Below are 24,281 nucleotides of genomic sequence, written 5' to 3'. Positions count from 1 at the left end.
GTGTGAGTGCACATTGGTAGGTGTCACTCAATCTGAAATCTTGTTTATGACCGCTCGATATTCGGACGAAGACTATGATCAAAGCTTTTAAGAAGCTTCATGAAGAGCAGCGCTCTTTGTCCTGCGAAAAGTGTCGAGTCGGCAGGAGAGCTAAGATGGAGCGAAAACCGGAAAAGGAAAGAGGGAGTTTGAAGCTACCAGTCACAAATGCGTGTGCCGGATGCTTCAATCGCGTCGCAGCGCACGCGTGTGTTCGCGTTTACTTATGGATGTGGATTAGGGAAATCATGTCGCTCAGAAAGAGCTGCGATGATCGCATCTTTGTTGGAAATGAATGTTCTGCCTGCATACCCACCCGTCTGGTGGAGCGAACGCTGGCCCTTCGCCAAGACCAACAAAGGCAAGGATTGGTTTTCTTCCCCAACAAGCGCGATCACATCAGGCCGTGGTCTTGGCCAGTCGATGCGCTTGATGTCGAGGTTTTTGCCGAGTTGCGGAAAGGAAGCCAGCACGCCTTCCATCAACGCACAATGCTCGCAGTAAAATTTCTGGTTAGGATATGCCGGATCTTCAAAGCCGGGTGTTAGAAGGAAAAGCGTATCGCGATTCATTTACTTATCCTCGCATTCTTGGGTTAAATTACTTGTGTGACCATGCCTTTTAGGGTCGCAATAAACATTTCATATGTCTAAGTTGCAATGTGACTTATTAGGTTGAAAGTTCAATCAAGACCAAGCGAGTTTAGATGCGAAACACCGTCGCCAATCACGCCAACAGAGATTGGTGGAAGCAGCTTCTGGCGTTCAAACCTGCAAAATGGGTGTGGGGGCGTTCAATACGTGCTGGAATTGGCGTTGGTTTACCGCTGGCAATAGGCATCGCGACGGGGCATGTCGCTGAATCGCTTTTCGTTTCAATGGGGTCACTGACACAGGCACCCGGTGAGCGCGACGAAGCTTATCAGTTTACATTTCTTAAAATTGCTATGTCGGCACTTTGCGGTGCCATTGGGTTGCTGCTTGGATATCTGGGCTTTCTGCCGTGGATTGCCATTATTGGCATTATGATGGTGCTCGCATTTTTCTCGACCATCATCAGTTTTCATAGCAGCGTATTGGCGTCAGGTTGCATGATGATTTTGATGTTCGGCACGATTGCTTTGTGCAATCCGGATATCAAGTCGTTCATTCCACTCGCTGGTTTCTTCATTCTTGGATCAGCTTTTTATGCGCTTTTGCTTGGCATTGAGGCGATTTGCAGCGGAAGTTCTCCACGTCGTAAATTGCTGACAAAATTGCTTGCGGCATTGCAAAATCTGGCGCAATCGCGCGCAAATGGCACAATGGTCGAGGCTGATCGCGAACAGGTTACGACATTGCTTGATGCACTCTATCAGATGATGATGCACACGCGTTTCAATGCATGGGGAACCAGTCCGCAGAGTGAGCAAACGGCTGCAATCGTCCAGAAAGCTGATGCGCTTTTTACTCTCATTTTGGGCACAGATAAGAGTGAAGTCCTGAGTAAAGCAGCCAGTAATCTTGCTCTCATGCACGAGATGTTGTCAGTCAAAGGCAGTATTGATCGACAGAAAATTGTCAATGATGCTGGACGAGTGGGGAGTGCCGTTGGTCAGCTTGCTGAAAGTATCACGAATAAACGTGCTTTTGTCCTAAACAACATGAATGTGCAGACGCCGCAAAGCGCGACGATTTTCGAACGCTTACGGATGACAGTTGATATTATGAGTGTCGGCAAAGACACGATCGTGTCGGCCTTGGCGCTTGCAATCTGTTTGGGGATTGGGCTTTCATTTCATTTTGTTGACCGTGTAACGCATTGGTACTGGATACCGATGACTATTGTGATCGTCATGCGTCCAGATCTGGGTTCTGTTTTTGGAAGAACGATCTTGCGCTGCGTCGGAACCAGTGCAGGTGTGCTGATCGGTGCTGCGATCTTGGTTTTCGTGCCGCTTGGCGTGACATTCGTTGTTATCCTGACGGGTATTGCCTGTTTGATACCGTGGGCAATCCAGAAGTCTTATGCTTTTTTCGCCATGGTTTTGACGCCGCTTGTTCTCGTACTGATAGACTATATCAGCCCCGAAACAAAGGAAGCCAATTATGCTATCTGGCGTTTCGTTGATACGCTGACAGGTGGTTTGATTGTGATCGTTTTTGGATATCTGATTTGGCCAAAGCGAAAATATGACACCTTTGAACGCTGTTTTACCGCCGCGCGAATGGCAATCGTCCACTATCTCGGGCAGGTACTGAACAGCTCAAAAAAGACAGGTGTGAAAGACGAAACCGTCAATCTCATTGCAGCACGCAGGCTAGCTTATGGCAAGCTTGCAGACATGCGAGCAACCTTACAAAAGACGCTTGGTGATCCGCCGCCGGCCGGTTTGCAGGCCATTGTCTGGTATCCGGTTATTACGTCGATGGAGCGCTTGTGTGATGCCATCACCTCTTATTCTATTACCGATGTAAAAACGGAATATGCGGCGCATGGCGAGGCGCTTGATCAACTTGTCTGCGAATTGAAAGCCGTTGGTAAAACTGTGCACGTGGATGAAAACGCATCATCGACAGATGGCGACGCAGATGACATTGCCGTGAGATTTATCACCAATATGCAATCTGAAATCGCGCATCTGAACGATTGGCATCATAAGGCTTTGGCTGGTAAAACCTTATAAGTGCGCTTCATTGAGTGTTTGTTCAAGCGTGGTTGCCAGCTCAAAAAAACGCTGTCGCACCATCGGTGAAAAGTCATTTGCACGTTCGATGGCATGGAAAACCTCCGGCGCATCGTGGCGCACCATGCCAACCGCCTGCATGATGAGATCGAAGCTCTTCGTCGTCATACGCGTTGGCAATGGCTCCATCTGCACCAGCACTTTTGCAATCAGATGGGTCAATCCCTGAACCATAGCTGCGTCGCGGTCATGATCCTCCGGCGTTGTGATGATCACATCAAGCTCCAGATATTTTCGCAAAAACGCACCGATGCGAAATGCTTGCGTGCCGCGAACCGGACAAATGGCAATCTTCAGACCAGCAATCCCATTGCGTGCGCTCTGTGGGCCAAACAAAGGATGCGTGGCAACAATATCGACATGATCCGGCAGCCCTTTGAGCATGATATTGGCGGGGCCAACCTTCACCGATCCGACATCCATAACCAGCGTACCGGGCCGCAGATGCGGCGCGATAGCTCTAACAACGCCTTCAAGGGTTGATACGGGTGTTGCCAGAATAACGATGTCGCAACCGGCTGTGTCTTCGATTGTCGCAAGTGTTACGGAGAGAGCGCCTGCAACATTATCCAGTCTGGCGACAGGGTCATAAGCATATAGCCGGTAATATGGGCTGAGGTAACGGGCGATAAGCTGCCCGAATGCACCAAAGCCGATAATGCCGATTGTTTTATGCTGATGATTTTCGTCGGAAGACATAGACTGACCTCTGAATGGCTGGATCGCCAGAGGCACCGTCTTGAAACTAAACCGCTGGCAATGCAGCGGTTGAACTATGACAAAGCAAAACCACCGCTATATGAGCGGGGCGTAATAAGACTGAGTATGGATGGACGCTTTAATCATGGTGCTTTGCTATTCCTGCCGGGACGCATTGTCAATCGGCTTTTCTTAATCGTCACAGCCGATCCATCAGCGCATACCATGACAGTGCGACAAACAGGAGCGGTGCGCGCAGTGTGCGTCCGCCGGGGAAGGCGGGAATACGAAGCTCTTCAAAAAGCTTAAGCTTGTCGCGCTTGCCAGAGATGGCTTCCGCATAAAGCCTGCCCATATAATTGGCGAGCATTACGCCATGGCCGGAGTAGCCGCCTGCCGAGATGACGCCCGGCATCACTTCGCGCACGAAAGGCTGACGCGGCATGGTGATACCAACTGAGCCACCCCATGCTTGCGTGATTTCGACTTTGTCGAGTGCGGGGTAAATTTCGGCGATCTGTCGGCGGATATGCTCGCTGATGTCACGCGGATTGTCCGCCGTATAGGCTTCACGACCGCCAAACAGCAGGCGACCATCTTTTGATTTGCGGAAATAGCGGACCACAAAGCGTGAGTCATCGACTGACTCGCCGCCCGGAATAATGGGGCTGTTGTCTCCCAAAGGAGCTGTCGCACCGATAAACGAACGGATCGGCATGACATGGGATGCACTCGTCGGTTCAAGATCACCGCCATGCGCATTGACCGCGAGAAATGCGTGCTTTGCTGAGATCGTTCCGCGTGGTGTTTCGACCTGCACACGACCGCTTGCTGTGGTTATTTGGGTGGCTTTGGTGTTCTCGAAAATATGCGCTCCAGCCTCGGCAGCAACTCTTGCCAAACCGATCAGCAATTTAAGCGGATGAATATGACCCGTGCCGGCATCATAGATCCCGCCGTAGTATCGACTTGAGCCGAGAAGTGCAGCCATTTCATCACGTTCAACATAGCGAATATGCGGATAGTTGAAGCGCGTTGCCATCTGCTCCGCATGGTCGCGGTAGTGCTTCAAATATCGTGGCTTATGCGCCGCAGAAATCTGACCGGGCATATATTCCATGTCGATATTGTGTTCGTGGGCAAAGCCAAGCAGATGCGCCTTGGCTTCTTCCGCAACGTCGAACAGTGCCTTTGCCCGTTCAAAGCCATATTGCTTTTCAAGGTCTTCAGCCCATGTGCGCTGACCTGTGCCGAACTGCCCACCATTGCGCCCTGATGCTCCATCGCCAAAACGCGCGGCTTCAATCAAAACGACATCTGCGCCTTGCTTGGCGAGATGATACGCTGCAGAAAGCCCTGTATATCCGCCGCCGATGATCACGACATCCGCCTGTCGTGCACCATCCAATTCCGGATATTGCGGGCGTTCCGCTACGCTCGCTTCGTACCAGGAGATGCCGGGCGAGATGGGGCTTTGATAGGGCCGATGATGTGGCATGTGGAACCGGTCAGACGTTGAGCAGCAGGAACTCGCGCTCCCACGGGCTGATAACTTCCATGAAGGTTTCAAACTCGGCACGCTTGATTGCCGCGTAAGTCGTAACGAATGAACTGCCAAACAGGTTGCGCAATTCCTGATCGTTCTCAAACAGCTCCACCGCGTCAATCAGGCCGCGTGGCAGGTCGATTTCCTTGGTATTGACGCTGGTCGATGCGGGCTGATCCGCCTCGATTTTGTTGACCAGACCAATCAGACCGCAAGCAAGCGATGCTGCCAATGCCAGATAAGGGTTTGCATCCGACGATGGAATACGGTTTTCAACGCGGCGACCGCCCGGTTCGGAACGCGGCACGCGGAATGCGGTCGTGCGGTTGTCATAACCCCACTTCACATTGACCGGAGCCGAAGCCGATGGCGTCAGACGACGATAGGAGTTCACGTAAGGCGCAAACATCACAAGCGCGTTAGGGACGTGGCGCTGCATGCCGCCGATGAAGTGGCGGAAGGCTTCGCTTTCCGAACCGTCTTCGTTGGAGAAGATGTTTCGTCCAGTTTTCTTATCGACAATCGACTGGTGGATATGCATGGCCGATCCCGGCTGGCCCTGAATGGGCTTGGCCATGAAGGTTGCATACATATCGTGCTTGAGAGCCGCTTCGCGAATTGTGCGTTTGAACAAAAAGACCTGATCGGCCAGTTCAACCGGATCACCGTGGCGCAGGTTGATTTCAAGCTGGGCTGCACCTTCTTCGTGGATCAGCGTATCGATCTCAAGGCCTTGGCCTTCCGAGAAATGGTAAATATCGTCGATGAGTTCATCAAATTCGTTAACGCCCGCAATTGAATAGCCCTGTCCACCGCCAATTGCGCGGCCAGAACGGCCAACGGGTGGGGTGAGCGGATAATCCGGGTCCGGGTTTTTACGTACCAGATAGAATTCGATTTCCGGGGCTACGACGGGCTTGAGGCCGCGTTTGCTATAAGCAGCCACGACCGAGCGCAGCACGTTTCGCGGAGTGAATTCAACCGCACGTCCATCCTGATAGACCAGATCGCAGATAACCTGCGCCGTCGCATCAGTTTCCCACGGTACAGCGGAAAGGGTTGACAGATCGGGAAGAAGTCTCAGATCGCCATCATCTTCCGGATATTGGAAGCCATGGCCGTCTTCCGGGTAGTCACCCGAAATTGTGGTCATAAACACAGCCGAAGGCAGCGCCAGCGACGTGTTCGACGTAAATTTTTTCGATGGCATCATCTTGCCACGGGCAACGCCTGCCTGATCTGGTGTGATGCATTCGATGTCTTCGATATCACGCCACGCCAGCCATTCGGTGGCTTGCTTCCAGTTCTTCACGCCGCGAAGCGATTTGACATGAGGCGGGGTACGGCGACGCGGCGCACGCGTTACCTTCTTTTCCGTCGTATCAGCAGACATCCAACACCAAAAAAATGATTTCTTGTATGTGCATGATAGCGGGGACATGCGGCAATGACAAATAACCTTTGAGCAATAACCGCATTAAATATCGAGAAAAATTTGCTCAGTGGCGACATTTGTCGGATGTTCGACGCTCTTCCGCAACATTCATTTTATGCTCATTGCATAAATGTGTGAATTGCCATTTTCCTGTAATCTTGGCGCCATGTTTCGGTAAAGAATTACCAAATTGATTTTTCCAGGAGATTTCATTAATGCAAAGATCGTTTCGAGTTGCGCTTGGAATTGCAGGCGGTCTCTCGTTTGCAACTCTTGCTATGCAAGACCAAGCAATGGCTGCTGATCAAAAACTCACTTGCATGATTATTCTTAACGCAAAGAGCGGAGAGGTCATCGCCAAAGAAGGCGCGATTTGTGACAAGCGCAACAGTCCGGCTTCAACTTTTAAAGTTCCGTTGGCGCTGATGGGGTTTGAAAGCGGCATATTAAAAGATAGCCACAATCCGTCCTGGCCTTACAAGGAGGGTTATCCTGCATGGCGTGAATCCTGGAAACAATCTGTCGATCCGACCTACTGGGAAGATCAATCCGTCGTCTGGTTCTCACAGGAGCTTACGCGGAAACTCGGGAAAGAAAAGTTTCAGGAATACACAGACCAGCTCAACTACGGCAATCGTGATCTGAGTGGCGATCCGGGCAAAAATAATGGCATGTTACGCTCATGGATTTCCTCGTCCCTGACGATATCGCCCAATGAGCAGGCGGATTTTCTCATGAAAATGGTCAATAACAAGCTACCGCTCTCGGAAGCTTCAATAAATAAAACCATGGCTATTCTGCCGATCCATAAGCTTTCAAACGGCTGGACAGCTCATGGCAAAACCGGCTCGGCCTTTGAAATTGGTCCAAAAGGCAAGCCCGACCGGCGTCGGCAGTTCGGCTGGTATGTTGGATGGGCAGAAAAAGGCGATGAGAGGGTCGTATTCGTACGCCTAAACCGCAACATACCAGCGAAAGGCAGCGGTATGGGGCCTGTCACACGTGACGAACAATTTTCGATCCTGGAAAAGACGCTCAAATAGTCTGCAGTGCGCGCCGTCTGTTTTTTGATGGCGCGCTGTCGGTTTAAAGTCCGAAATGCTCTTTAATAGATGGCGCCGAGATAATCAGCTGGTCCACCAGAGCTGGATCACGGTCACGAATATAGAGAAACACCTGATTTCCTGCATCGGTGATCTGCTCGCTCGAGAGACCACTTGTACGCAGGCTGGCAGCGGCTTTGAGCAATGCACTCATCTTTTCCCCGGCAAACGTGTCCATCAGCCCGGAGAAGACGCTCAGAACACCGCTATTCCCAGCCGCGAGCACGTCATGGCTTTCAGCCAAAGGCTTCGCATCGGGCAAAAGCTTGAAAACTTTTTCACCGATTTCCGGCGTGCTGTGTTGCAGCACGGAAAAAACTGAACCGGTCAATTTTTCTGCAAGCGGCTGATCGATATTGACCCGGTGTGCGACCGTGTCGACAAGCGATTGAATAGACATAAGAACTCCTTATTGCGTTTTCCAACGATATAATATGCCGAGCTTATTGACCGCGATTGTTAAGAAAGCATCAAGATTTGATCAAGGGTTTACGTGTAGTGGTCGACGAAGAGGGGCAAAGACTATAGAGCAAAGCCGATAACATTCTGGGATATGCATTGAAACGATTGTCCGTTCGCGTCCGCCGTTGTGGAAATTATTCTTTATCCTCAAAGGCTCCATTGTCACGCGGATATTGCCACAAATCATTGCGGTCTTCTTGCTGTCGCTCGTCGTAGTCTGGGCCCATCGCACATTTCCCGGCTGGGTTCCGGCATTCAACAATAGCACAGCTTTCGCGTTGCTTGGCATCGCGCTTCCATCTTCCTGGGCTTTCGCAACAATGCCTGTTACGACCGCTGGTGGGAGGCGCGCAAAGTCTGGGGTAAACTTGTCCATGTGGCACGCAGCTTTGCGCGCGAGACAATGGTATTGGACCAACTGCCGGGTAAGCAAGGCGTGCGCGCGAAGCTTCTTGATTGTGTGAATGGCGTTCGTGCAGTCGATGGTGCCGCATCTTCGGCCAGAGGATGGTCAGGCACAATCGCACAAGTGGCTGAGTGTTGATGAACAAAAGGCCTTTGCAGTCAGCCGCAATGGACCGGATTACATTTTACGCAAGATTGGCGTGTTGCTTGCGGAGCTGCGCGGTCAAGGGCACATTGGTGCGATTGATTTTCAGACGCTGAATGCGTCGGTTAACAGCCTTTCCGAGGTGCAAGCAGCTTCTGAGCGGTTGCGCTTTACACCGGTACCATTTGGCTACACGCTTCTTTTGCATCGTACAGCTTATTTGTTTTGCTTTTTCATTCCGTTTGGATTTGCAGATATGCTCGGCTGGGGAGCGCCTTTTGCGACCACGCTGGTCGCCTATACTTTCTTTGGCCTTGATGCGCTTGGCGATGAGCTTGAAGAACCCTTTGGCACGCTGCCCAATGATCTGCCGATCGGCGCGATTGCGGATACCGTTGAGATCAATCTGCGTGAAGCGCTGGGCGAAACAGATTTGCCAGATCTACCGCAGCCGAGAGGTTATCTGCTCATGTAAAAAAGAACCCGACTGGCAGAGCCAGCCGGGGAGGTCAGTTGGGTTAGTCCAACATGGATGAAGTGGTATATCAAGTGCTAATATATGTTCTTTGGATGAAATGACCGAAATGCGGCTTGTATCCTTAATTTTTTCCGCCGCTGCAGCCTTGTCGAAGTGAAAAGCAAGGTGGCGACCAAGCTTGCGATGGTAAGCGTCACGGGTTGCGGGTAACGATTACTGGTATTAGCAGATCACCCCAATTGCCTTCGCCACCATGATGACGCGCAGAGCGGACCAGCTCAACGGAAACACCGGCCTCGACTGCTTTCATAACCGACTGGTTGAGGCGGTGCAGGTCATTGGCAAGCATACGGATCGCGCTTTGCTGATCAGTGCTCATCGAGGTTGATTGCTCTTCTGCTCTTTCCTTAACACGTGCAATCGAAGCCATTATCGTAACTCCTTTTTTACTCCGCAGCCGGGCGGAACTGTGCTGTTTCAGTGGATTCCTTCATAGCGGTTGTCGAGGACTGGCCGCCGGTGATTGCGAGTGATACGGCATCGAAATAGCCAGTGCCGACTTCGCGCTGGTGTTTGGTCGCAGTGTAGCCGTTGGCTTCGGCTGCAAATTCTGCCTGTTGCAGCTCGGAATAGGCTGCCATCTGACGATCCTTGTAGCCGCGTGCCAGTTCGAACATTCCGAAGTTGAGCTGGTGGAAACCGGCCAGCGTGATGAACTGAAACTTATAGCCCATTGCACCCAGCTCGCGCTGGAACTTGGCAATCGTTGCGTCGTCGAGGTTCTTTTTCCAGTTGAACGACGGTGAGCAGTTATAAGCGAGCTTCTTGCCCGGATGCGCCTTATGTACGGCTTCCGCAAAGCGACGAGCCTGTTCGAGATCGGGTTTGGACGTTTCCATCCAGATCAGATCGCAATAGGGCGCATAGGCAATCGCACGGGCAATGCATGGCTCGATGCCGTTCTTCACCTGATAGAAGCCTTCCGCTGTGCGGCCAGCATCGTAATCAACGAAAGGCTGGTCGCGTTCGTCGATATCCGAGGTTAGAAGCTTGGCGGCTTCCGCATCTGTACGGGCGATAACCAGCGTGGCCGTTCCCATGACGTCAGCAGCCAGGCGTGCTGCATTGAGGTTACGGATATGGGCCGCAGTCGGTATCAAAACCTTCCCACCCAAATGACCACACTTCTTTTCAGATGCCAGCTGGTCTTCATAATGCACACCGGCAGCGCCCGCTTCGATGAAGGCCTTCATGATCTCGAAAGCATTCAGCGGTCCACCGAAGCCTGCTTCCGCATCGGCAACAATTGGCGCAAACCATGTGTCGACCGAGAGTCCTTTGCCTTCCGCCGTTTCAATTTGGTCGGCACGCTGCAACGTCTTGTTGATGCGCTTGGCGAGTTCAGGGGCTGCATTAGCCGGATAAAGCGACTGGTCGGGATACATGGCTGAAGCCGTGTTCGCATCCGCCGCAACCTGCCAACCGGAAAGATAGATCGCCTTTAATCCGGCCCGAACCATTTGCATCGCCTGATTGCCGGAAAGTGCGCCCAGTGCATTGACGAAATCTTCCTCGTGAATAAGCTTCCACAGACGATTTGCACCCATCTCGGCCAGCGAATACTTAATGTCCACCGAACCGCGCAGCCTCTTCACATCTTCGGCTGTATGCGCACGCTCAATGCCGTCAAAGCGGCCTTTGGGTGCCGAAGGGATAAGGCTGTAAAAATCTGTCATTTCGGTGTCTCCTCACGCTTTAATTAGTTTTTCAAGAGCAAATTATTGTCACTCTTTCTGTGACTAGATTTACAATTGTGGAGCTTGAACGGCCAGTAAAACCAGTAAAACGAGCCGATAATTGAAGTCACGCTGTCTGGAAATTGACTGCGGCAATCTGTAAATTTGTAAATATTGTCATAGATGGGCTTTGCAGCTATTTTGTCACGAGTTGTAAAACTCAACACTGTTGGTTTGGAGGACCTGATGAGCGAACGCAAGATATTTGCTGGTCCACGCATCAGGCGTATCCGCAACGAGCGCGGTCTGACGCAGACGTCCATGGCCGAAGCACTTGGCATTTCGCCTTCTTATCTCAATCTCATTGAGCGCAATCAGCGTCCGCTGACAGTGCAGCTTTTGTTAAAGCTTGCTAGCGTCTACAAGCTTGATTTGGACGGTCTTCAGGCAGAAAGCGGCACAACAGTTGCGGGCCTGAAGGAAGTGTTTTCTGATCCGCTTTTGACAGGAGAATTGCCGGGCGATCAGGAATTGGTGGAAATTGGCGAGGCTGCACCGAATGCCGCCGCTGGGATCGTCAAGCTTTACCGCGCCTATCGTGAGCAACAGCAACGCTTGTCTGATCTCTCGCAACTGCTTTCGCACGAAGGCAGCGATGCGCAGCTTTCCGCGACGCGGTTGCCGCTTGATGAAGTGCGCGATGTTATGGCACGGCGACCCAATCATTATCCGCGTATCGAAGAAGAGGCGGAAAGTTTTTACGCGCTGCTGAAGCCCGAGGGCGACCTGTCGAGTGCGCTGAAAGAATGGCTGCGGCGCGAACATGGTATCACTGTGCGGACGCTGCCCGTCGCGACCATGCCCAACTGGCGCAGGCGTTACGACCGGCATTCGCAGCGGCTGTTTATATCGGAGCGATTGTCGCTCTTTGATCAGTTGCAGGAAATTGCGATGGAGGCGGCGCTTATCCGTATGCAGGTGATGATCGGCGCTGAAATAGAAGGGCTGAAACTTTCGTCCAGTGAAGCAAAGCGTATCGCGCGCTTTGAACTGGCCCGTTATGCGGCACAGGCCCTGATGATGCCGTATCGGCAATTTCGCGATACCGCTGTGCGGGTGCGTTATGATGTCGACGTGTTGCGTTCGCGCTTTGGGGTATCATTTCAGCAGGCAGCGAACCGCCTTACGACGCTTCAACGACAAGGTAATTCTGCGTTACCATTCTTTCTGATGGAAATTGACCATGCTGGAAATCGTCTTCATATGGTGGGAGCGGAAGGGTTTCCAACGCGATTTGGCGGACAGTGCCCCAAACTGCCAGTCTATGCGGCATTCACGCAAACGGGGCAGGTGCTGGTGGAGCCAGCAGAACTGCCCGATGGCTCCGGCTATTTGACGATTGCGCGAACGCTTGAAGGGCCGCAGGGGGCTTTCAATGAACGCCCGCGACGTACTGCCATTCTTCTCGGCTGTTCGCTCGATGCAGGAGCAGAGACAATTTATGGTGAAAACTGTACCACGCGCACGGAAATCGGTCCGGTCTGTCGGCTTTGTGAACGACAGGGCTGCATCACAAGGGCGGAGCCACCGTTGACGCGTCCATTAGGGCTCGATGAAATGGTGGCGGGGCTTTCCGCTTTCGACTTCCAGTGAAGCCACAATATTTGGCATGCGAGAGTTCACAACACAACTTTTTATGTTCGTCTTTAAATCACCCGGTTGACGAAAGCTGCACAATCTAAAAAGGTAGTAGCTGAAACAGTTTACCCACCCTTAAGCTGTACCGGAAATTACGGTACAGAATGGAGCACGCGATGAGGATGAAATCTTTTCTTCTGGCGACAACAATGGTCTCGGGCCTTGTGAGCGCTGCCGTATTTCCCGCAAGCGCGCAGGAGCGGGTGGTCAATATCTATAATTGGTCGGATTATATCGACGATTCGATCCTCAAGGACTTCACCAAGGAAACTGGCATCAAAGTCGTTTACGACGTTTATGATTCCAACGAAATTCTGGAAACAAAGCTTCTTGCTGGTGGCAGCGGTTATGATCTCGTGGTGCCATCGGGCGAGTTCCTTGGCCGCCAGATCCCGGCCGGTGTGTTCCTGAAACTCGACAAAGACAAACTGCCAAACCTGAAGAATATGTGGGACGAAATTTCGACCCGTGCCGCGACCTACGATCCGGGCAACGAATATTCCATCAATTACATGTGGGGCACCACCGGCATTGGCTATAACAAAGCCAAGATCAAAGAAATCCTCGGCACGGATACAATTGATTCATGGGACGTTCTCTACAACCCGGAAATTTCGGCTAAGCTGAAAGATTGTGGCATTTACCTGCTGGATACATCCAGCGAAATGCTGCGTCCGGCTCTGAACTATCTCGGGCTTGATCCGAATTCTCCATCACCGGAAGATATGGAAAAGGCGCAGGAACTCTATCTCAAGATTCGGCCGAATATCCGTAAGTTCCATTCGTCGGAATACATCAACGCACTCGCGAATGGTGATATCTGCATGGCAGTGGGCTATTCAGGGGATATTTTTCAGGCGCGCGATCGTGCGGAGAAAGCCAATCAGGGCGTAGAGATCGGTTATTCGATCCCGAAGGAAGGCGCGCTGATGTGGTTTGACCAGATGGCAATCCCTGCCGATTCAAAGCATGTGCCAGAAGCGCTTGAATTCATGAATTATATCATGCGTCCGGAAGTTGCTGCCAAGGCATCGAACTTTGTTTTCTATGCTAACGGCAACAAGGCTTCGCAGGAATTTATCGATAAGGAGATTCTGGACGATCCAGAAATCTATCCAAGCGAGGATGTGCTGAAAAAGCTTTTTGTGCCAACGCCCTATGACCAGAAGACACAGCGCTATGTCACTCGCGCCTGGACCAAAATTGTCACAGGCCAGTAATAGTTAAATCGTAAGACAGCTTACTAGCTGAGGCGCGTTAAGCGTTGAAATTGAGAGCGGCTCACTGTTCATACAGGAGGGCCGCTCTACGTCTTAAAATATACCTTAATGGCAGGCCTTGCCTGTGAATGTCAGGTTCCTGATAGAGCGATAGGGGAACGGAATGGAATCTTTTGGCAGCTTTCGCCGCAAATTCGCACCTTGGAATGATCCGGCTGCGAAGCCTTTTATTTCTTTCGAGAATGTAACAAAGATTTTCGGCGATTTTACTGCTGTTGATGATCTTTCGCTCAATGTTTTTAATCGCGAGTTTTTCTCGCTTCTGGGTGCTTCCGGCTGCGGCAAGACCACGCTGATGCGCATGCTGGCTGGCTTTGAAGAGCCGACCTCTGGCCGCATCACGCTCGATGGTCAGGATATGCGCGGCATTCCTCCCTATAAGCGTCCGGTCAATATGATGTTCCAGTCCTATGCGCTGTTCCCGCATATGACGGTTGAAAACAATATTGCGTTCGGTCTCAAGCAGGACGGTATGGCGAAATCGGAAATCGATGCGCGCGTTGCTGAAATGCTAAAGCTCGTCAAATTGGAAAAATTTGGCAAGCGCAAGCCGCATCAGCTTTCTGGCGGTCAGCGACAGCGTGTGGCGTTGGCACGAGCTGTTGCCAAGCGCCCGAAAGTGTTGCTTCTTGATGAGCCGCTTGGCGCTCTTGATAAGAAGCTTCGCGAAGAAACCCAGTTCGAGCTGATGGATTTGCAGGTCAAGCTGGGCCTGACTTTCATGGTCGTCACCCACGATCAGGAAGAAGCGATGACCATGTCCGATCGTATTGCCGTCATGGACAAGGGCCGTATCATGCAGGTAGCGACACCTGCTGAAGTCTATGAAGCGCCGGGCTCCAAGTTCGTTGCCGACTTCATCGGCAATGTGAACATCATTGAAGGCGAAGTGGTCAAAGCCGCCAATGGTGAGGCAGAAATCGCCACCGAAAAATTCGGCTTTCACATTCAGACCGAAACCCGTGAAAAGCTTAGCGCTGGCCAGAAAGTCTGGTATGCGGTGCGTCCTGAAAAGACACGCATCACCCGTGAAAAGCCGCAAGAGACCTCCGTCAACGCAGTTGAGGGTGAGCTTTGGGATATTGCTTATTTTGGCGATATGACGGTTTTTCACGTTCGTCTCGACAATGGTCGCACCATCAAGGCTGCAAGCCTGAATGCAGTGCGCAAGACGGAAAACCCGCTGACCTATGATGAGCGCGTATGGGTTTCATTTGATACCGATGCCGGTCTTGTGCTCACGGCTTGAGGAGGCAAGCACATGCAAAAGCTGATTGCTTCCATAACCAGCCGTCTCGTGATCGCAGTTCCCTATCTGTGGCTGCTGATATTCTTTTTGATTCCGTTTTTCATCGTCTTCAAGATTTCGCTCTCCGAAGTCACGATGGCGATCCCACCTTATCAACCGGTGATTGATCTCACACAGGGCTTTGGTCTTGCATGGGAACGCATAAAACAGCTCTCTATCGACAATTATCTGTGGCTTATGGACGATCCGCTTTATTATATGGCGTATCTTTCCAGCGTACGGATTGCGGCAATCTCAACGTTTTTAACGCTGCTGGTTGCTTATCCAATGGCGTACGGCATGGCGCGTGCGCCGCAGAGCCTCCGCCCGACATTGTTGATGCTGGTTATTCTGCCGTTCTGGACGTCCTTCCTGATCCGCGTTTATGCGTGGATCGGTATTTTGAAGCCAGAAGGTCTGCTCAACCAGTTCCTGATGTGGCTGAATGTCATTGATACACCGTTGAATATTCTGAACACAGATACGGCAATTTTCATTGGTATCGTCTATTCCTATCTGCCGTTTATGGTATTGCCGATTTATTCATCACTCGAAAAAATGGATTATTCGCTGATCGAAGCCGCTCAAGATCTCGGCTGTACGGCGTTCTCAGCGTTCTGGAAAATCACTTTTCCCCTGTCGCTTGCAGGTGTGGTGGCGGGGTGCTTCCTCGTTTTCATTCCAGCGGTTGGTGAGTTCGTGATCCCTGATCTTCTAGGCGGGTCGCAGACATTGATGATCGGTAAAACAATTTGGAGTGAGTTCTTTTCCAATCGCGACTGGCCGGTTTCTTCGGCGGTGGCAGTGGTTCTGCTGCTCTTGTTGATTGTGCCGATTGTGATTTTCCAGCAGGTGCAGGCGCGCCAGCAGGAGAAGGGGAAATAAGATGCAGAACAACTGGTCCCGTTTTAACATCGCCTCAGTCGCGCTCGGTTTCGCTTTCCTCTATCTGCCGATTGTTCTGCTGGTCATTTATTCGTTCAACGAATCCCGTCTCGTGACGGTTTGGGCGGGTTTCTCAACCAAGTGGTATGGCGAACTGTTTCGCAATCAGGCGCTTATGGATGCAGCGTGGGTGACAATCCGCGTCGGGCTTTTGTCGGCTACCATTGCAACACTGCTTGGCACGCTGGCAGCATTGGCACTGACACGTTACACGCGGTTTCGCGGACGTATCCTGTTTTCCGGCATGGTCTATGCACCACTGGTTATGCCGGATGTGATCACTGGCCTTTCGCTATTGCTATTGTTCGTGGCGATGAATTTTGATCGTGGTTTCTGGACTGTAACGCTTGCACACATCACTTTCTCAATGTGTTTTGTGGCCGTGGTTGTGCAGTCACGTCTGGTAAGCTTCGACCGTTCGTTGGAAGAAGCGGCGATGGATCTTGGTGCGCCGCCCGTCACCACTTTCATGAAGATTACGCTTCCGGTGATCCTGCCAGCTGTTGTTTCCGGCTGGATGCTGGCCTTCACCCTTTCGCTGGATGATCTGGTGATTGCAAGCTTCACCTCGGGTCCGGGCGCAACCACACTGCCGATGAAAATCTACTCGCAGGTTCGGCTCGGGGTGACACCGGAAATCAATGCGGTTTGTACCATCTTGATCGCAATCGTGACAGCGGGTGTGATCATCGCGTCGGTTGTTAACAAGCGCCGTGAAGTGCAGCGCCGTCGCGACGAGCAAGCAGCATTTCGTATGGGTTAAACGAATAAGGAACAGCGCAGATTACTGCGCTGTTCCGTTTCCCATAGTCGATGGGGAAATAAAGGGACGATCCCATGAACCGCCCACGAAGAAATGCAGTGGCGGCTTCACGGGCGAAGGTTGAGCCTGCTGACTGTCTGTATTTTCCTGTTGCAGAGGTTGACTATCGGGGAAGATAACTTCGCCACTCAGCGCAAGGCTGCGATCTACAAATGGTACAATACCAGCAAGATTAAGTGTGCCTTGCGATGTGACGAGCGTTGCATTTTCTAAAGACGCTACACCGTCGGAAAGATTTGCTTTCACATCGAGGCGATTGAAAGCCAGCGATACATTTTCCTGTCGCTCAAGCGCGAAAAAGCCCTGACTTTCGGCTTTCGTCAAAAAATCCTGAACTGAGAAGCCTTGCATTTGTCCGTTGTTCAACTGCACTGAGACATTGCCTTGCGCATTATTAAGTAAGCCTGACCAACGATTTGCAGGAGCCTTCATAAATAGCGAGACATTGCCTTTGCCATTGACGAACGGCTTCTCGAAACCGAGCGCTGCGAAAAGCTGTGAGCTATCAATATCAGACGCGTTGAAGCGCAATTCTCCGGTTGCTGTTTTGAGATCACGCACAATTTGAAGATTGGCCTGTAAAATGCCATTAAAGGCTTTGGCATCTCCAATATCGAACATTGCCCGACCGCCTCTGATTTGCACGGCTGCTGCCACGCCAGTCATGGTGACCGGCCCGGCTGTGGCGGTTTGCGCGGAGAGACGAAGGTCGAGTTCTGATCGATCGATGAAACTCGTATTGATGATGTCGCTCTCGTTTAGATCCCGATCGCTCGGCGAACGTGGCTGGTTTTCAGGCAGTGGCACAAAAATCGAAAAAAGACGTCGCAGATTGAGCTTTTCAAAAGCCAGTGTTCCGGTGATTGCTGGCGTATCCTGCTCAAAACCAACGTCAATTACACCTTTTGCCGGACTTTCGTCCGTTGTCATTTCGACATTGTCGAATTTCAGACGGCGAGGAGTCGAGGTGATCGTCGAAGCAAGTGAAAAGGCACCAATTTCCGTACTTCCCGCCACAGGCGGTAGCGCCAGCCAGCGCAGCGAATTGCTCAAAGAAGGCGTCTTGGCGCTCAACGCGCCTTCAAAGAAACGATCTTTGGAAATATTGGCCTTGCCTTCAAATGTGATGTTGAGAGGCGTTGATGTGAAACTCGCTGTAACATTGGAGGTCCCGCCTGCAAGAAGCGGCAAGGCTTGAGCTGCGGTCAGGCTGAATTGCGTATTTTCACCGCGCCAGAGTGCACTGCCGCGAAGCGTTGCAGCGCTTGAGGTGCGAGGCCATTCAAGTGTGGCGTTCAGCTTGGTGATTTGCTGGTCGTCTTTCGGTTCTTCCTGCGAATCTGGATCGCTGAACGAGACCGTTCCGTCGCGAAGAACAACACGACCGAACGGCTGGGACGCTTGTTGTGCTGCAAGTGTTTTGTCATTCGCACCGTTCTGCTGCAAGGCGCGCTGCGCGCGGATGGCGGTGCCAAGCCGGCCGTTTGAACTTGCAATCGCATCGAGAAGTTCTGCAAAATTATCAACTGGCCCACCGATGTTAAAATGTGGCCTGACAACTTGCGTTTCAGAGAATGATAGTCGTCCCATGATGGCATCAAGCGGAGAAAGCTCGATTTCAATACGATTGGCACTCATAAAGGGCTTTTCACCCGGGTCGGACAGTTTGCTTAGTGTCACGCCATCAAGCGACGCACGCAAAACTGGAAACACCCGCAAACGCGGTGCTTCACGCAGTTCGACGCTATAGCCGGTCCATGCGCTGATCTCCTGTGCGACACGGATACGGATCGCATCGGTCGAGACAATAAACGGTATGACCGCGAGCAGGGTGGCTACTGCTGCCGCACCAAGAATGATGACCGCAATAATAAGGCGCATAAATCGGGGCCAGCGCATCAACCATCCTATCAGTGAGACACATTTCGTAATCTAACCCAGCACTGTGGCAAAGCAAAGCCGCCTATGCTGATTCCTGCCTATGGTTAAACAATTGTTTCTAAGAAATTAACCCTGATTTTACGCGAGTTTCTAATGTCTGAATCCGAGCACCCATATTTAACGCCCTATTAACTGGTTTGGCCCGATAAAGAGTTTAACACTGAGCGATGATCGAGCTGCCTCAGCTTCGTTTATGTTTGCTTCTGTGTCTCTTTGTCTCTGAGATTCTCAAACGCTGGTTTTTACCGGCGTTTTTTTTGATCAATAGAAAAAGCCCTCTAAAAAGAGGGCTTTATATTTTGTAGCATCAGTCCGCCAGAACGCGTGTCGGAGGGAAAACGATTTCTACGACAGTTCCCTGTCCGGGCGTAGAGTCGATTGTAAATTGGGCGCGATTGGCTTCAACCATAGCCTTGGTCAGTGGAAGTCCAAGCCCCGTACCTTCATTGCGCCAGTCTTTTGCGCTCTCACTCTGACGGCGTTGCATGGTGTTAACCTGACGGAAGGGCTTAAGCGCTTGTTCAATTTCAGGCTTGGTCATGCCAACGCCTGAATCACGAACACGCATCACGACATCGCCGTTTAGTTCGTAATTGGTTGAAACGATCACTTGTCCGCCTGTTGCAGTGAAGCGCACGGCATTGGAAAGCAGGTTGAGCGCGACTTGCTTAATCGAACGCGCATCGGCAACGATATCAGGCAGGTTCGACTGGAAGCTGGAACGGATGATCACGCGTTCACGATTGGCTTGCGGCTGCATCAACGCAATTGCTTCGCCAATTGCATCGTTGAGTGAAACCGCTTCGAATTGCATGTCGACGCCGCCTGCTTCGATCTTCGAGATATCGAGCAGATCATTGACCAAGGCCAGAACGTGATTGCCAGAACGGTTAATGTCGCGCAGATAATCACGATAGCGTTCGTTCCCAATCGGGCCAAATTTTTCGTCAGACATCAACTCGGAAAACCCGATGATCGCATTCAGCGGAGTGCGGATTTCATGGCTGATACGGGCAAGAAACTCAGTTTTTTGGCGGGAAGCACGCTCCGCTTCCTTGCGGGCATTTGTCAGTTCTTCTTCGGTGCGTTTCCACTGCGTTATGTCGCGCAGAACAGCGCAGAAGCCGCTTGTATGAGGGAGCTTTCCCATCGTCATGAACAGCGGAATGAAGCCACCTTGTGCTTCGCGGCCAATGACTTCGCGTCCATCATTGAGAACGCTGAGAACACCATTGTCGGATAAGCTATGCAGATAATCCATCGCTGCGCGCTGGCTTTCGATGGCAAAGAGCATGGAGAAGAATTTGCCTTCGGTATCAGCCTGATCATAGCCGAACAAAGCGGCTGCGGAATGGTTCATGGACCGCATGCGCCCGTCAGTGTCGATGAGTACGACGCCATCCGTGGCCGTATCAAGAATGGTTTTGAGTTCTTCGATGTGCCCTTGAAGTGCTCGCTGATCCGCACTCTCTGTCAGGCTAACATTTGTAGCGCTCGTCATCGGCATAAGGCTGAGCATCAAAGCGCGGCCATCTTGCCAGTTAATGGCGTTCAGATGTGATTCTACAGGCGCTTCACTGCCATCAGCACGGCGCAGCACCATGCCGTCAGCTTTCTCGTCGTCACTTCGGTCACTGTTGAACAGGATCGTAATGCCACCAGCTTGTTGGATTTCAGTGAGCGTTGCATAGCCAGTCAGGTCTAAGAGAGACTGATTGACGTAATGGATTGTATCGCCCGAATGAATGATAACGGGGATAGGAAGGTTGGCGAGAAGTACCGTTTCGTCAGCAAGCCGCTGTTTCTCAGGCTTTGGCGGTATTGGAACCTCATCTGCAATGGATGTGTTTTCCGATACAAGCGCTATAGGCGCAACGCGGTCTGCGGCTGGTGGCGTATGGGCAACGTCGTCTGGCAAAGCATCTGTGTCCTGACGAGAATTCGCCAGTCCCTGCTTGCGCAGCCGATCCGCAATTTCGCGAAATGCATTGCGTTCTGTCGTGGTCAAGCCACCTTCCGGCCGCTGTTCTTTGCCTTTCCGCTGCTTTGCCTGATCTGCTTCTACTTTTCCGCGTGCCGCCGCATTGAGCAACTCAATGACCTTGTCAGATTCCCGGCGGCCGGGATTGGGCGTCAGTTCAAACGGAAGCGTTGGGGCTTCTGATTGTTTATGCTTTGCTTCAGGCCGATCATCATTGGCGATTTCTTCTGAGAGAGCCAGGATGTCGTCTTCATCATCGGCACTAAGCATTTCCTGAATAGTCGGTGCCGAGTCTCGTTTTGTCGGCGTGCCGCCTGCGAGGACGGTACCAATCGTTTCGGGGTCTTGCTCTGCGTCTTCAGGGCGAACAAGGCCAAAGCCGCGGAACCCGATAAATTCGCGATCACGCGAATAGACGGGTAGTGCGGCAAGCTCAACCGGAACGCGCAAGCTCGTGCCTTCAACCGGCCATAAGAGCTTCTTGCCTGACCATGTATCACGCTGCTGTAAGAGTGCGTTAATGCTGCCATCGGTGTCAAAACCAAAAACATTCGCCACTTCTGCAAAGCGCCGACCAACTACATCTGCTGCGTTCGGCCCGATAATATTGCCCAGTTCCGGCGAAACTTCGGTAAACGTGCCTTCCGCATCAACTTTCCAGATGAAGCGAGCAGGCGATCCCTCTGAATCAAAAACGAAGTTTTTCGGAGCGGTTGGCTTTTCAGCCTCTTTCTCATCTTCAACGATCGCAGCTATTGCGGGCGTATCCGTTTTGATTGCGGTTGTCGCTTCACCTACGATACAGATGAGATGCATCACAGGATTGTCGGTGAGCTTGACAATTGCGCCGGGCACCGAGTTTTTTCCAGCGCGAATGCGGCGCTTCACGATCCGCTCGGCTGCATCGCGCGTTTCGATGATTAGGTCTTCCAGTGTTGAAACGGAAATATCGAGCGCTGCAAAGCGCTCGCTTGTAGCAATCAAGTGAGCCTTATCGTCCATGAGTGCCACATGTGTCGTCTCATCGCTGAGACCGGCAATAATGGCATCTGGCGTACGGCCTTCTTGTTCTGACGTAAGCAATAACGCTTCAATGCCGTCCGGCATTGTGAGATGCGAAACGTGTAGACGTATAATTTCTGAACGAAGTCCAGAATTAAGGCGTACAGAGACGATGCGTGGTTCACTCGCCGTTTCACTGCTGGCACCCGCGATTTGGCGGCGCGTTGCAATGGGCAGCTCGAGTTGGCCGCCAATAATGTCTTGGATGCGTTCAAAGCCGAAAAGTTTGGCGCCGGAACCATTGATCCAAAGGACAGTCGATAAGTCGCGCGTCAGCACAAGCTGAGCATCGCCTCTGGCAAAGCCTTCGCTGATATTGTCTAGCGCGACTACATCAATGAATGGGTATGATCCTGACATACCGGTCCTTCAACTGTTCTCGTTACCACTCAGAGTGCCAATTAATAATTCTTTAATAAGCCTCTTCCGAAGTGGGGTCTATATTCGCCTTCGATATGGGCCTGATTTTCTATTTCATTAGTTAATGTGGGTAAGCCAATTTTATGTCTCGGTGAATAATCCTTGTTTATGCACAACCATGCATAAAACTTGGTAACCGGATTGCGTAGAATTTTAGTGATTACAGGTTTCGAGCTAACAATCGGGGAAATCTTCAAAAAAGATCGTTATAATCACTTGCAATGTGGTTCGATTCTCCGTATGTGACCCCCTGTCAGCGAATATCGAAAGAAAGTTCGTTGAGATTTAGGTACGCGGTCGTAGCTCAGTTGGTTAGAGCGCAGGATTGTGGCTCCTGAGGTCGGTGGTTCGAATCCACCCGTCCGTACCATTTAATTTCCCTTAATGTATTGATTTTATTGTATAAATTTGATTTATAAATGCAGCATATTTCCTAAACGCCTGATTTCGTGCCACATAAAGCGCACATAAGGATTTGGGGGTTGGTCTGATTGTCACGTAAGCGTGCAGAAAAAGGCCCAGATCGACGCCTCCAAATTCGAAACGGAAACTATTTCTACAAGCGTCGTCGCGTGCCCCGCGAAGTTACTGCTTTCGATGTGCGCGGTGAGCATATTCGGCTATTCCTTCTTCTCGAATTGCTTAACATGTGCCGCGCCTCAGCTGAGCTCGCTGGCAGCTTTCGATTAGCGCCTCGTTATGAATGTTAAGGCTATCGTCGTCAGATGCACGGTAATTCCCTTATTTTCTATCGAATAGATAATGATCGTGTATCTATTGTTCGCATTCTGCATCGGGCTATGGATTACGCTGCGTTATTGTTTTGAGGAATAGATCAATGACTGCCCATCCTGCTCAGTAATCTTTAGCAGCGTGTCAATGGACGTGAGGGTGACCTTTGCGTTTTTGATATTGCAAGCTGTTCAGCTGATTCTTCTATTGGATGGTATGTTGGCAGGCTGGCCAAGCCAGGGCTGCTTAGATCAAATCACAAACTGAGCCTGAAACACCAAACTTTTAATGCTTTAAAAGTGTCAAATCATTCGACGACGGGCATGCAAGTTTTATAGCTTTAAGTGGGTGATGCCTGAAAGGAGTTCATCGATAAACTGACGAGCATGAATCCCAAGATCAGATGATTGTCGCGTTATGACCTCATAAGGCTCGCTTTTGGATCGAAGATGCATGGGTAATATACAAGCCATTCCGAAATTGACAAAAAACGCTGCGACATCGCTTGAAAGCAATGCGACAGTATTCATATCAGACTGCATGAGTGACATCGTCGTAAGAGCAGAGCGAGTTTCCAATAGAGCCGTGGGAATAACTAATCCTGCTTGTTTGAATTCTTGCTCTAACGAGAGGCGCATGGGCATCGATGCGGTATAAACAATCCACCGAGAATCAACGAGGTCTTTTAATCTAACGCGTTTTCTTCCGACGAGTGGGTGGTATGGATTAGCCACTACAGCCAAAAGTTCGTCATGAAAAGCGGTAATATTATAGAGCTGCGGAGTAGTGCTAACTGAACTACGGCCAATAACAAGGTCGAGTAATCCGCGATCGAGCTGACGTAATAACTCAACACTGGTATCTTCAAGAATCTCTATTGAAGTACGAGGATAGCGGCGCAAGTAATTGCTGATTGTTTCAGTAACATAGGGTACCGCACCCATAATTGTCCCAATTCTTAGTTTTCCCCACTCTATATCAGAAGCACTATGAACTTCCTGTTCCATTATTGTGAGCTGGGAAAGCATCGTTTTTGCATGTCTAACCATGCAATCACCTGCAGCGGTTGGTGTCAGTCCGCGATTCGTACGATTGAAAAGCTTATGGCCTATGAGATCTTCGGCTTCCTGCAGGGCCTTTGTGGCGCGGGGTTGGCTCATGCCGATCAACTCCGCAGCGCGTTTCAACGACCCATTGTCATCAATAGCCGAAATCAACAGCATCTGTCGCAAAGAAAGACGAAGCAAAGGGTTGGCATGGGAATGCGCCATCGATACGGAATTTCCTTTTCGTTATACCTGTATCAAGAAATAGCGGATTTACACGGTAATTGTCACC

At 51.1% G+C, this 24,281-nt stretch carries 17 protein-coding genes, 1 tRNA gene and 2 pseudogenes; 10 read left to right on the top strand and 10 right to left on the bottom strand.

Going from position 1 to position 24,281, the window contains the following annotated elements:
- Positions 1-263: 263 nt before the first annotated feature.
- A complete protein-coding gene (locus U2P60_RS05980) occupies positions 264-611 on the bottom strand; it encodes a DUF3088 domain-containing protein (protein ID WP_413571785.1) in 348 nt (115 codons plus the stop codon).
- Positions 612-745: 134 nt separating this feature from the next.
- On the opposite strand from U2P60_RS05980, the gene U2P60_RS05975 reads away from it, so the two are divergent.
- On the top strand, positions 746-2,704 hold the full coding sequence (locus U2P60_RS05975) for an FUSC family protein (RefSeq protein WP_413571783.1): 1,959 nt from the start codon (positions 746-748) through the stop codon (positions 2,702-2,704).
- On the opposite strand, the gene U2P60_RS05970 is transcribed toward U2P60_RS05975, so the two are convergent.
- From U2P60_RS05970 to U2P60_RS05960, 3 genes are all read right to left on the bottom strand, one after another.
- Positions 2,699-3,463, bottom strand: coding sequence for a prephenate dehydrogenase/arogenate dehydrogenase family protein (locus U2P60_RS05970; RefSeq protein ID WP_413571782.1), 765 nt, complete (start codon positions 3,461-3,463; stop codon positions 2,699-2,701). The genes U2P60_RS05975 and U2P60_RS05970 overlap by 6 nt on opposite strands.
- Positions 3,464-3,662: 199 nt before the next feature.
- Positions 3,663-4,961 (bottom strand): NAD(P)/FAD-dependent oxidoreductase, encoded by a 1,299-nt coding sequence (locus U2P60_RS05965; protein WP_413571781.1) that lies wholly within the window; start codon positions 4,959-4,961, stop codon positions 3,663-3,665.
- A gap of 10 nt (positions 4,962-4,971) precedes the next feature.
- Entirely contained in the window at positions 4,972-6,402 is a 1,431-nt protein-coding gene (locus U2P60_RS05960; protein WP_313829729.1) for a glutamine synthetase family protein, read from the bottom strand.
- A gap of 257 nt (positions 6,403-6,659) precedes the next feature.
- On the opposite strand from U2P60_RS05960, the gene blaOXA reads away from it, so the two are divergent.
- A complete protein-coding gene (gene blaOXA / locus U2P60_RS05955; protein ID WP_413571779.1) occupies positions 6,660-7,487 on the top strand; it encodes an OXA-919 family class D beta-lactamase in 828 nt (275 codons plus the stop codon).
- 43 nt (positions 7,488-7,530) lie between these two features.
- Here blaOXA and U2P60_RS05950 read toward each other — a convergent pair whose 3' ends face one another.
- The gene (locus tag U2P60_RS05950; RefSeq protein ID WP_413571777.1) at positions 7,531-7,947 is read right to left on the bottom strand and encodes a DUF2267 domain-containing protein; all 417 of its coding nucleotides are present in this window, start codon (positions 7,945-7,947) and stop codon (positions 7,531-7,533) included.
- A 166-nt stretch (positions 7,948-8,113) separates the two neighbouring features.
- Between U2P60_RS05950 and U2P60_RS05945 the strand changes: the two are divergent.
- Positions 8,114-9,034: pseudogene (locus U2P60_RS05945) on the top strand (bestrophin family protein).
- Between the two features lie 196 nt (positions 9,035-9,230).
- Here the strand turns inward: U2P60_RS05945 and U2P60_RS05940 are convergent.
- Positions 9,231-9,467: a hypothetical protein gene (locus U2P60_RS05940; RefSeq protein ID WP_313829722.1), complete on the bottom strand. Its 237-nt coding sequence runs from the start codon at positions 9,465-9,467 to the stop codon at positions 9,231-9,233.
- Positions 9,468-9,483: 16 nt separating this feature from the next.
- Positions 9,484-10,773, bottom strand: coding sequence for an isocitrate lyase (aceA, locus tag U2P60_RS05935; protein WP_413571776.1), 1,290 nt, complete (start codon positions 10,771-10,773; stop codon positions 9,484-9,486).
- A 246-nt stretch (positions 10,774-11,019) separates the two neighbouring features.
- Here aceA and U2P60_RS05930 point away from each other — a divergent pair, with 246 nt between their 5' ends.
- The 5 genes from U2P60_RS05930 (at position 11,020) to U2P60_RS05910 (ending at position 16,747) form a co-directional block, all read left to right on the top strand.
- Positions 11,020-12,426 carry a helix-turn-helix domain-containing protein gene (locus U2P60_RS05930; protein WP_413571774.1) on the top strand — a complete coding sequence of 469 codons (1,407 nt, stop codon included), beginning with the start codon at positions 11,020-11,022 and terminating at the stop codon, positions 12,424-12,426.
- A gap of 161 nt (positions 12,427-12,587) precedes the next feature.
- Entirely contained in the window at positions 12,588-13,691 is a 1,104-nt protein-coding gene (locus U2P60_RS05925; RefSeq protein ID WP_413571773.1) for a polyamine ABC transporter substrate-binding protein, read from the top strand.
- A 163-nt stretch (positions 13,692-13,854) separates the two neighbouring features.
- Positions 13,855-15,000 carry an ABC transporter ATP-binding protein gene (locus U2P60_RS05920; RefSeq protein ID WP_413571771.1) on the top strand — a complete coding sequence of 382 codons (1,146 nt, stop codon included), beginning with the start codon at positions 13,855-13,857 and terminating at the stop codon, positions 14,998-15,000.
- Between the two features lie 12 nt (positions 15,001-15,012).
- Positions 15,013-15,924 (top strand): ABC transporter permease subunit, encoded by a 912-nt coding sequence (locus tag U2P60_RS05915; protein ID WP_413571770.1) that lies wholly within the window; start codon positions 15,013-15,015, stop codon positions 15,922-15,924.
- Between the two features lies 1 nt (position 15,925).
- On the top strand, positions 15,926-16,747 hold the full coding sequence (locus U2P60_RS05910; protein WP_313829715.1) for an ABC transporter permease: 822 nt from the start codon (positions 15,926-15,928) through the stop codon (positions 16,745-16,747).
- A gap of 21 nt (positions 16,748-16,768) precedes the next feature.
- Here U2P60_RS05910 and U2P60_RS05905 read toward each other — a convergent pair whose 3' ends face one another.
- Positions 16,769-18,706 carry an AsmA family protein gene (locus tag U2P60_RS05905; protein ID WP_413571769.1) on the bottom strand — a complete coding sequence of 646 codons (1,938 nt, stop codon included), beginning with the start codon at positions 18,704-18,706 and terminating at the stop codon, positions 16,769-16,771.
- 349 nt (positions 18,707-19,055) lie between these two features.
- Entirely contained in the window at positions 19,056-22,151 is a 3,096-nt protein-coding gene (locus tag U2P60_RS05900) for a PAS domain S-box protein (RefSeq protein WP_413571768.1), read from the bottom strand.
- Positions 22,152-22,504: 353 nt separating this feature from the next.
- Here U2P60_RS05900 and U2P60_RS05895 point away from each other — a divergent pair.
- Positions 22,505-22,581, top strand: a tRNA-His gene (locus tag U2P60_RS05895).
- A gap of 352 nt (positions 22,582-22,933) precedes the next feature.
- A pseudogene (locus U2P60_RS05890) lies at positions 22,934-23,038 on the top strand (type II toxin-antitoxin system RelE/ParE family toxin); the annotation flags it as partial.
- Positions 23,039-23,275: 237 nt separating this feature from the next.
- On the opposite strand, the gene U2P60_RS05885 reads toward U2P60_RS05890, so the two are convergent.
- Positions 23,276-24,214 carry a LysR family transcriptional regulator gene (locus tag U2P60_RS05885; protein ID WP_313829711.1) on the bottom strand — a complete coding sequence of 313 codons (939 nt, stop codon included), beginning with the start codon at positions 24,212-24,214 and terminating at the stop codon, positions 23,276-23,278.
- Positions 24,215-24,281 lie beyond the last annotated feature (67 nt).

The sequence above is a fragment of the Brucella sp. H1_1004 genome, assembly GCF_047308065.1.
Lineage (GTDB): Bacteria > Pseudomonadota > Alphaproteobacteria > Rhizobiales > Rhizobiaceae > Brucella > Brucella pseudogrignonensis_B.
This window is presented reverse-complemented; position numbering and strand designations above follow the sequence as displayed.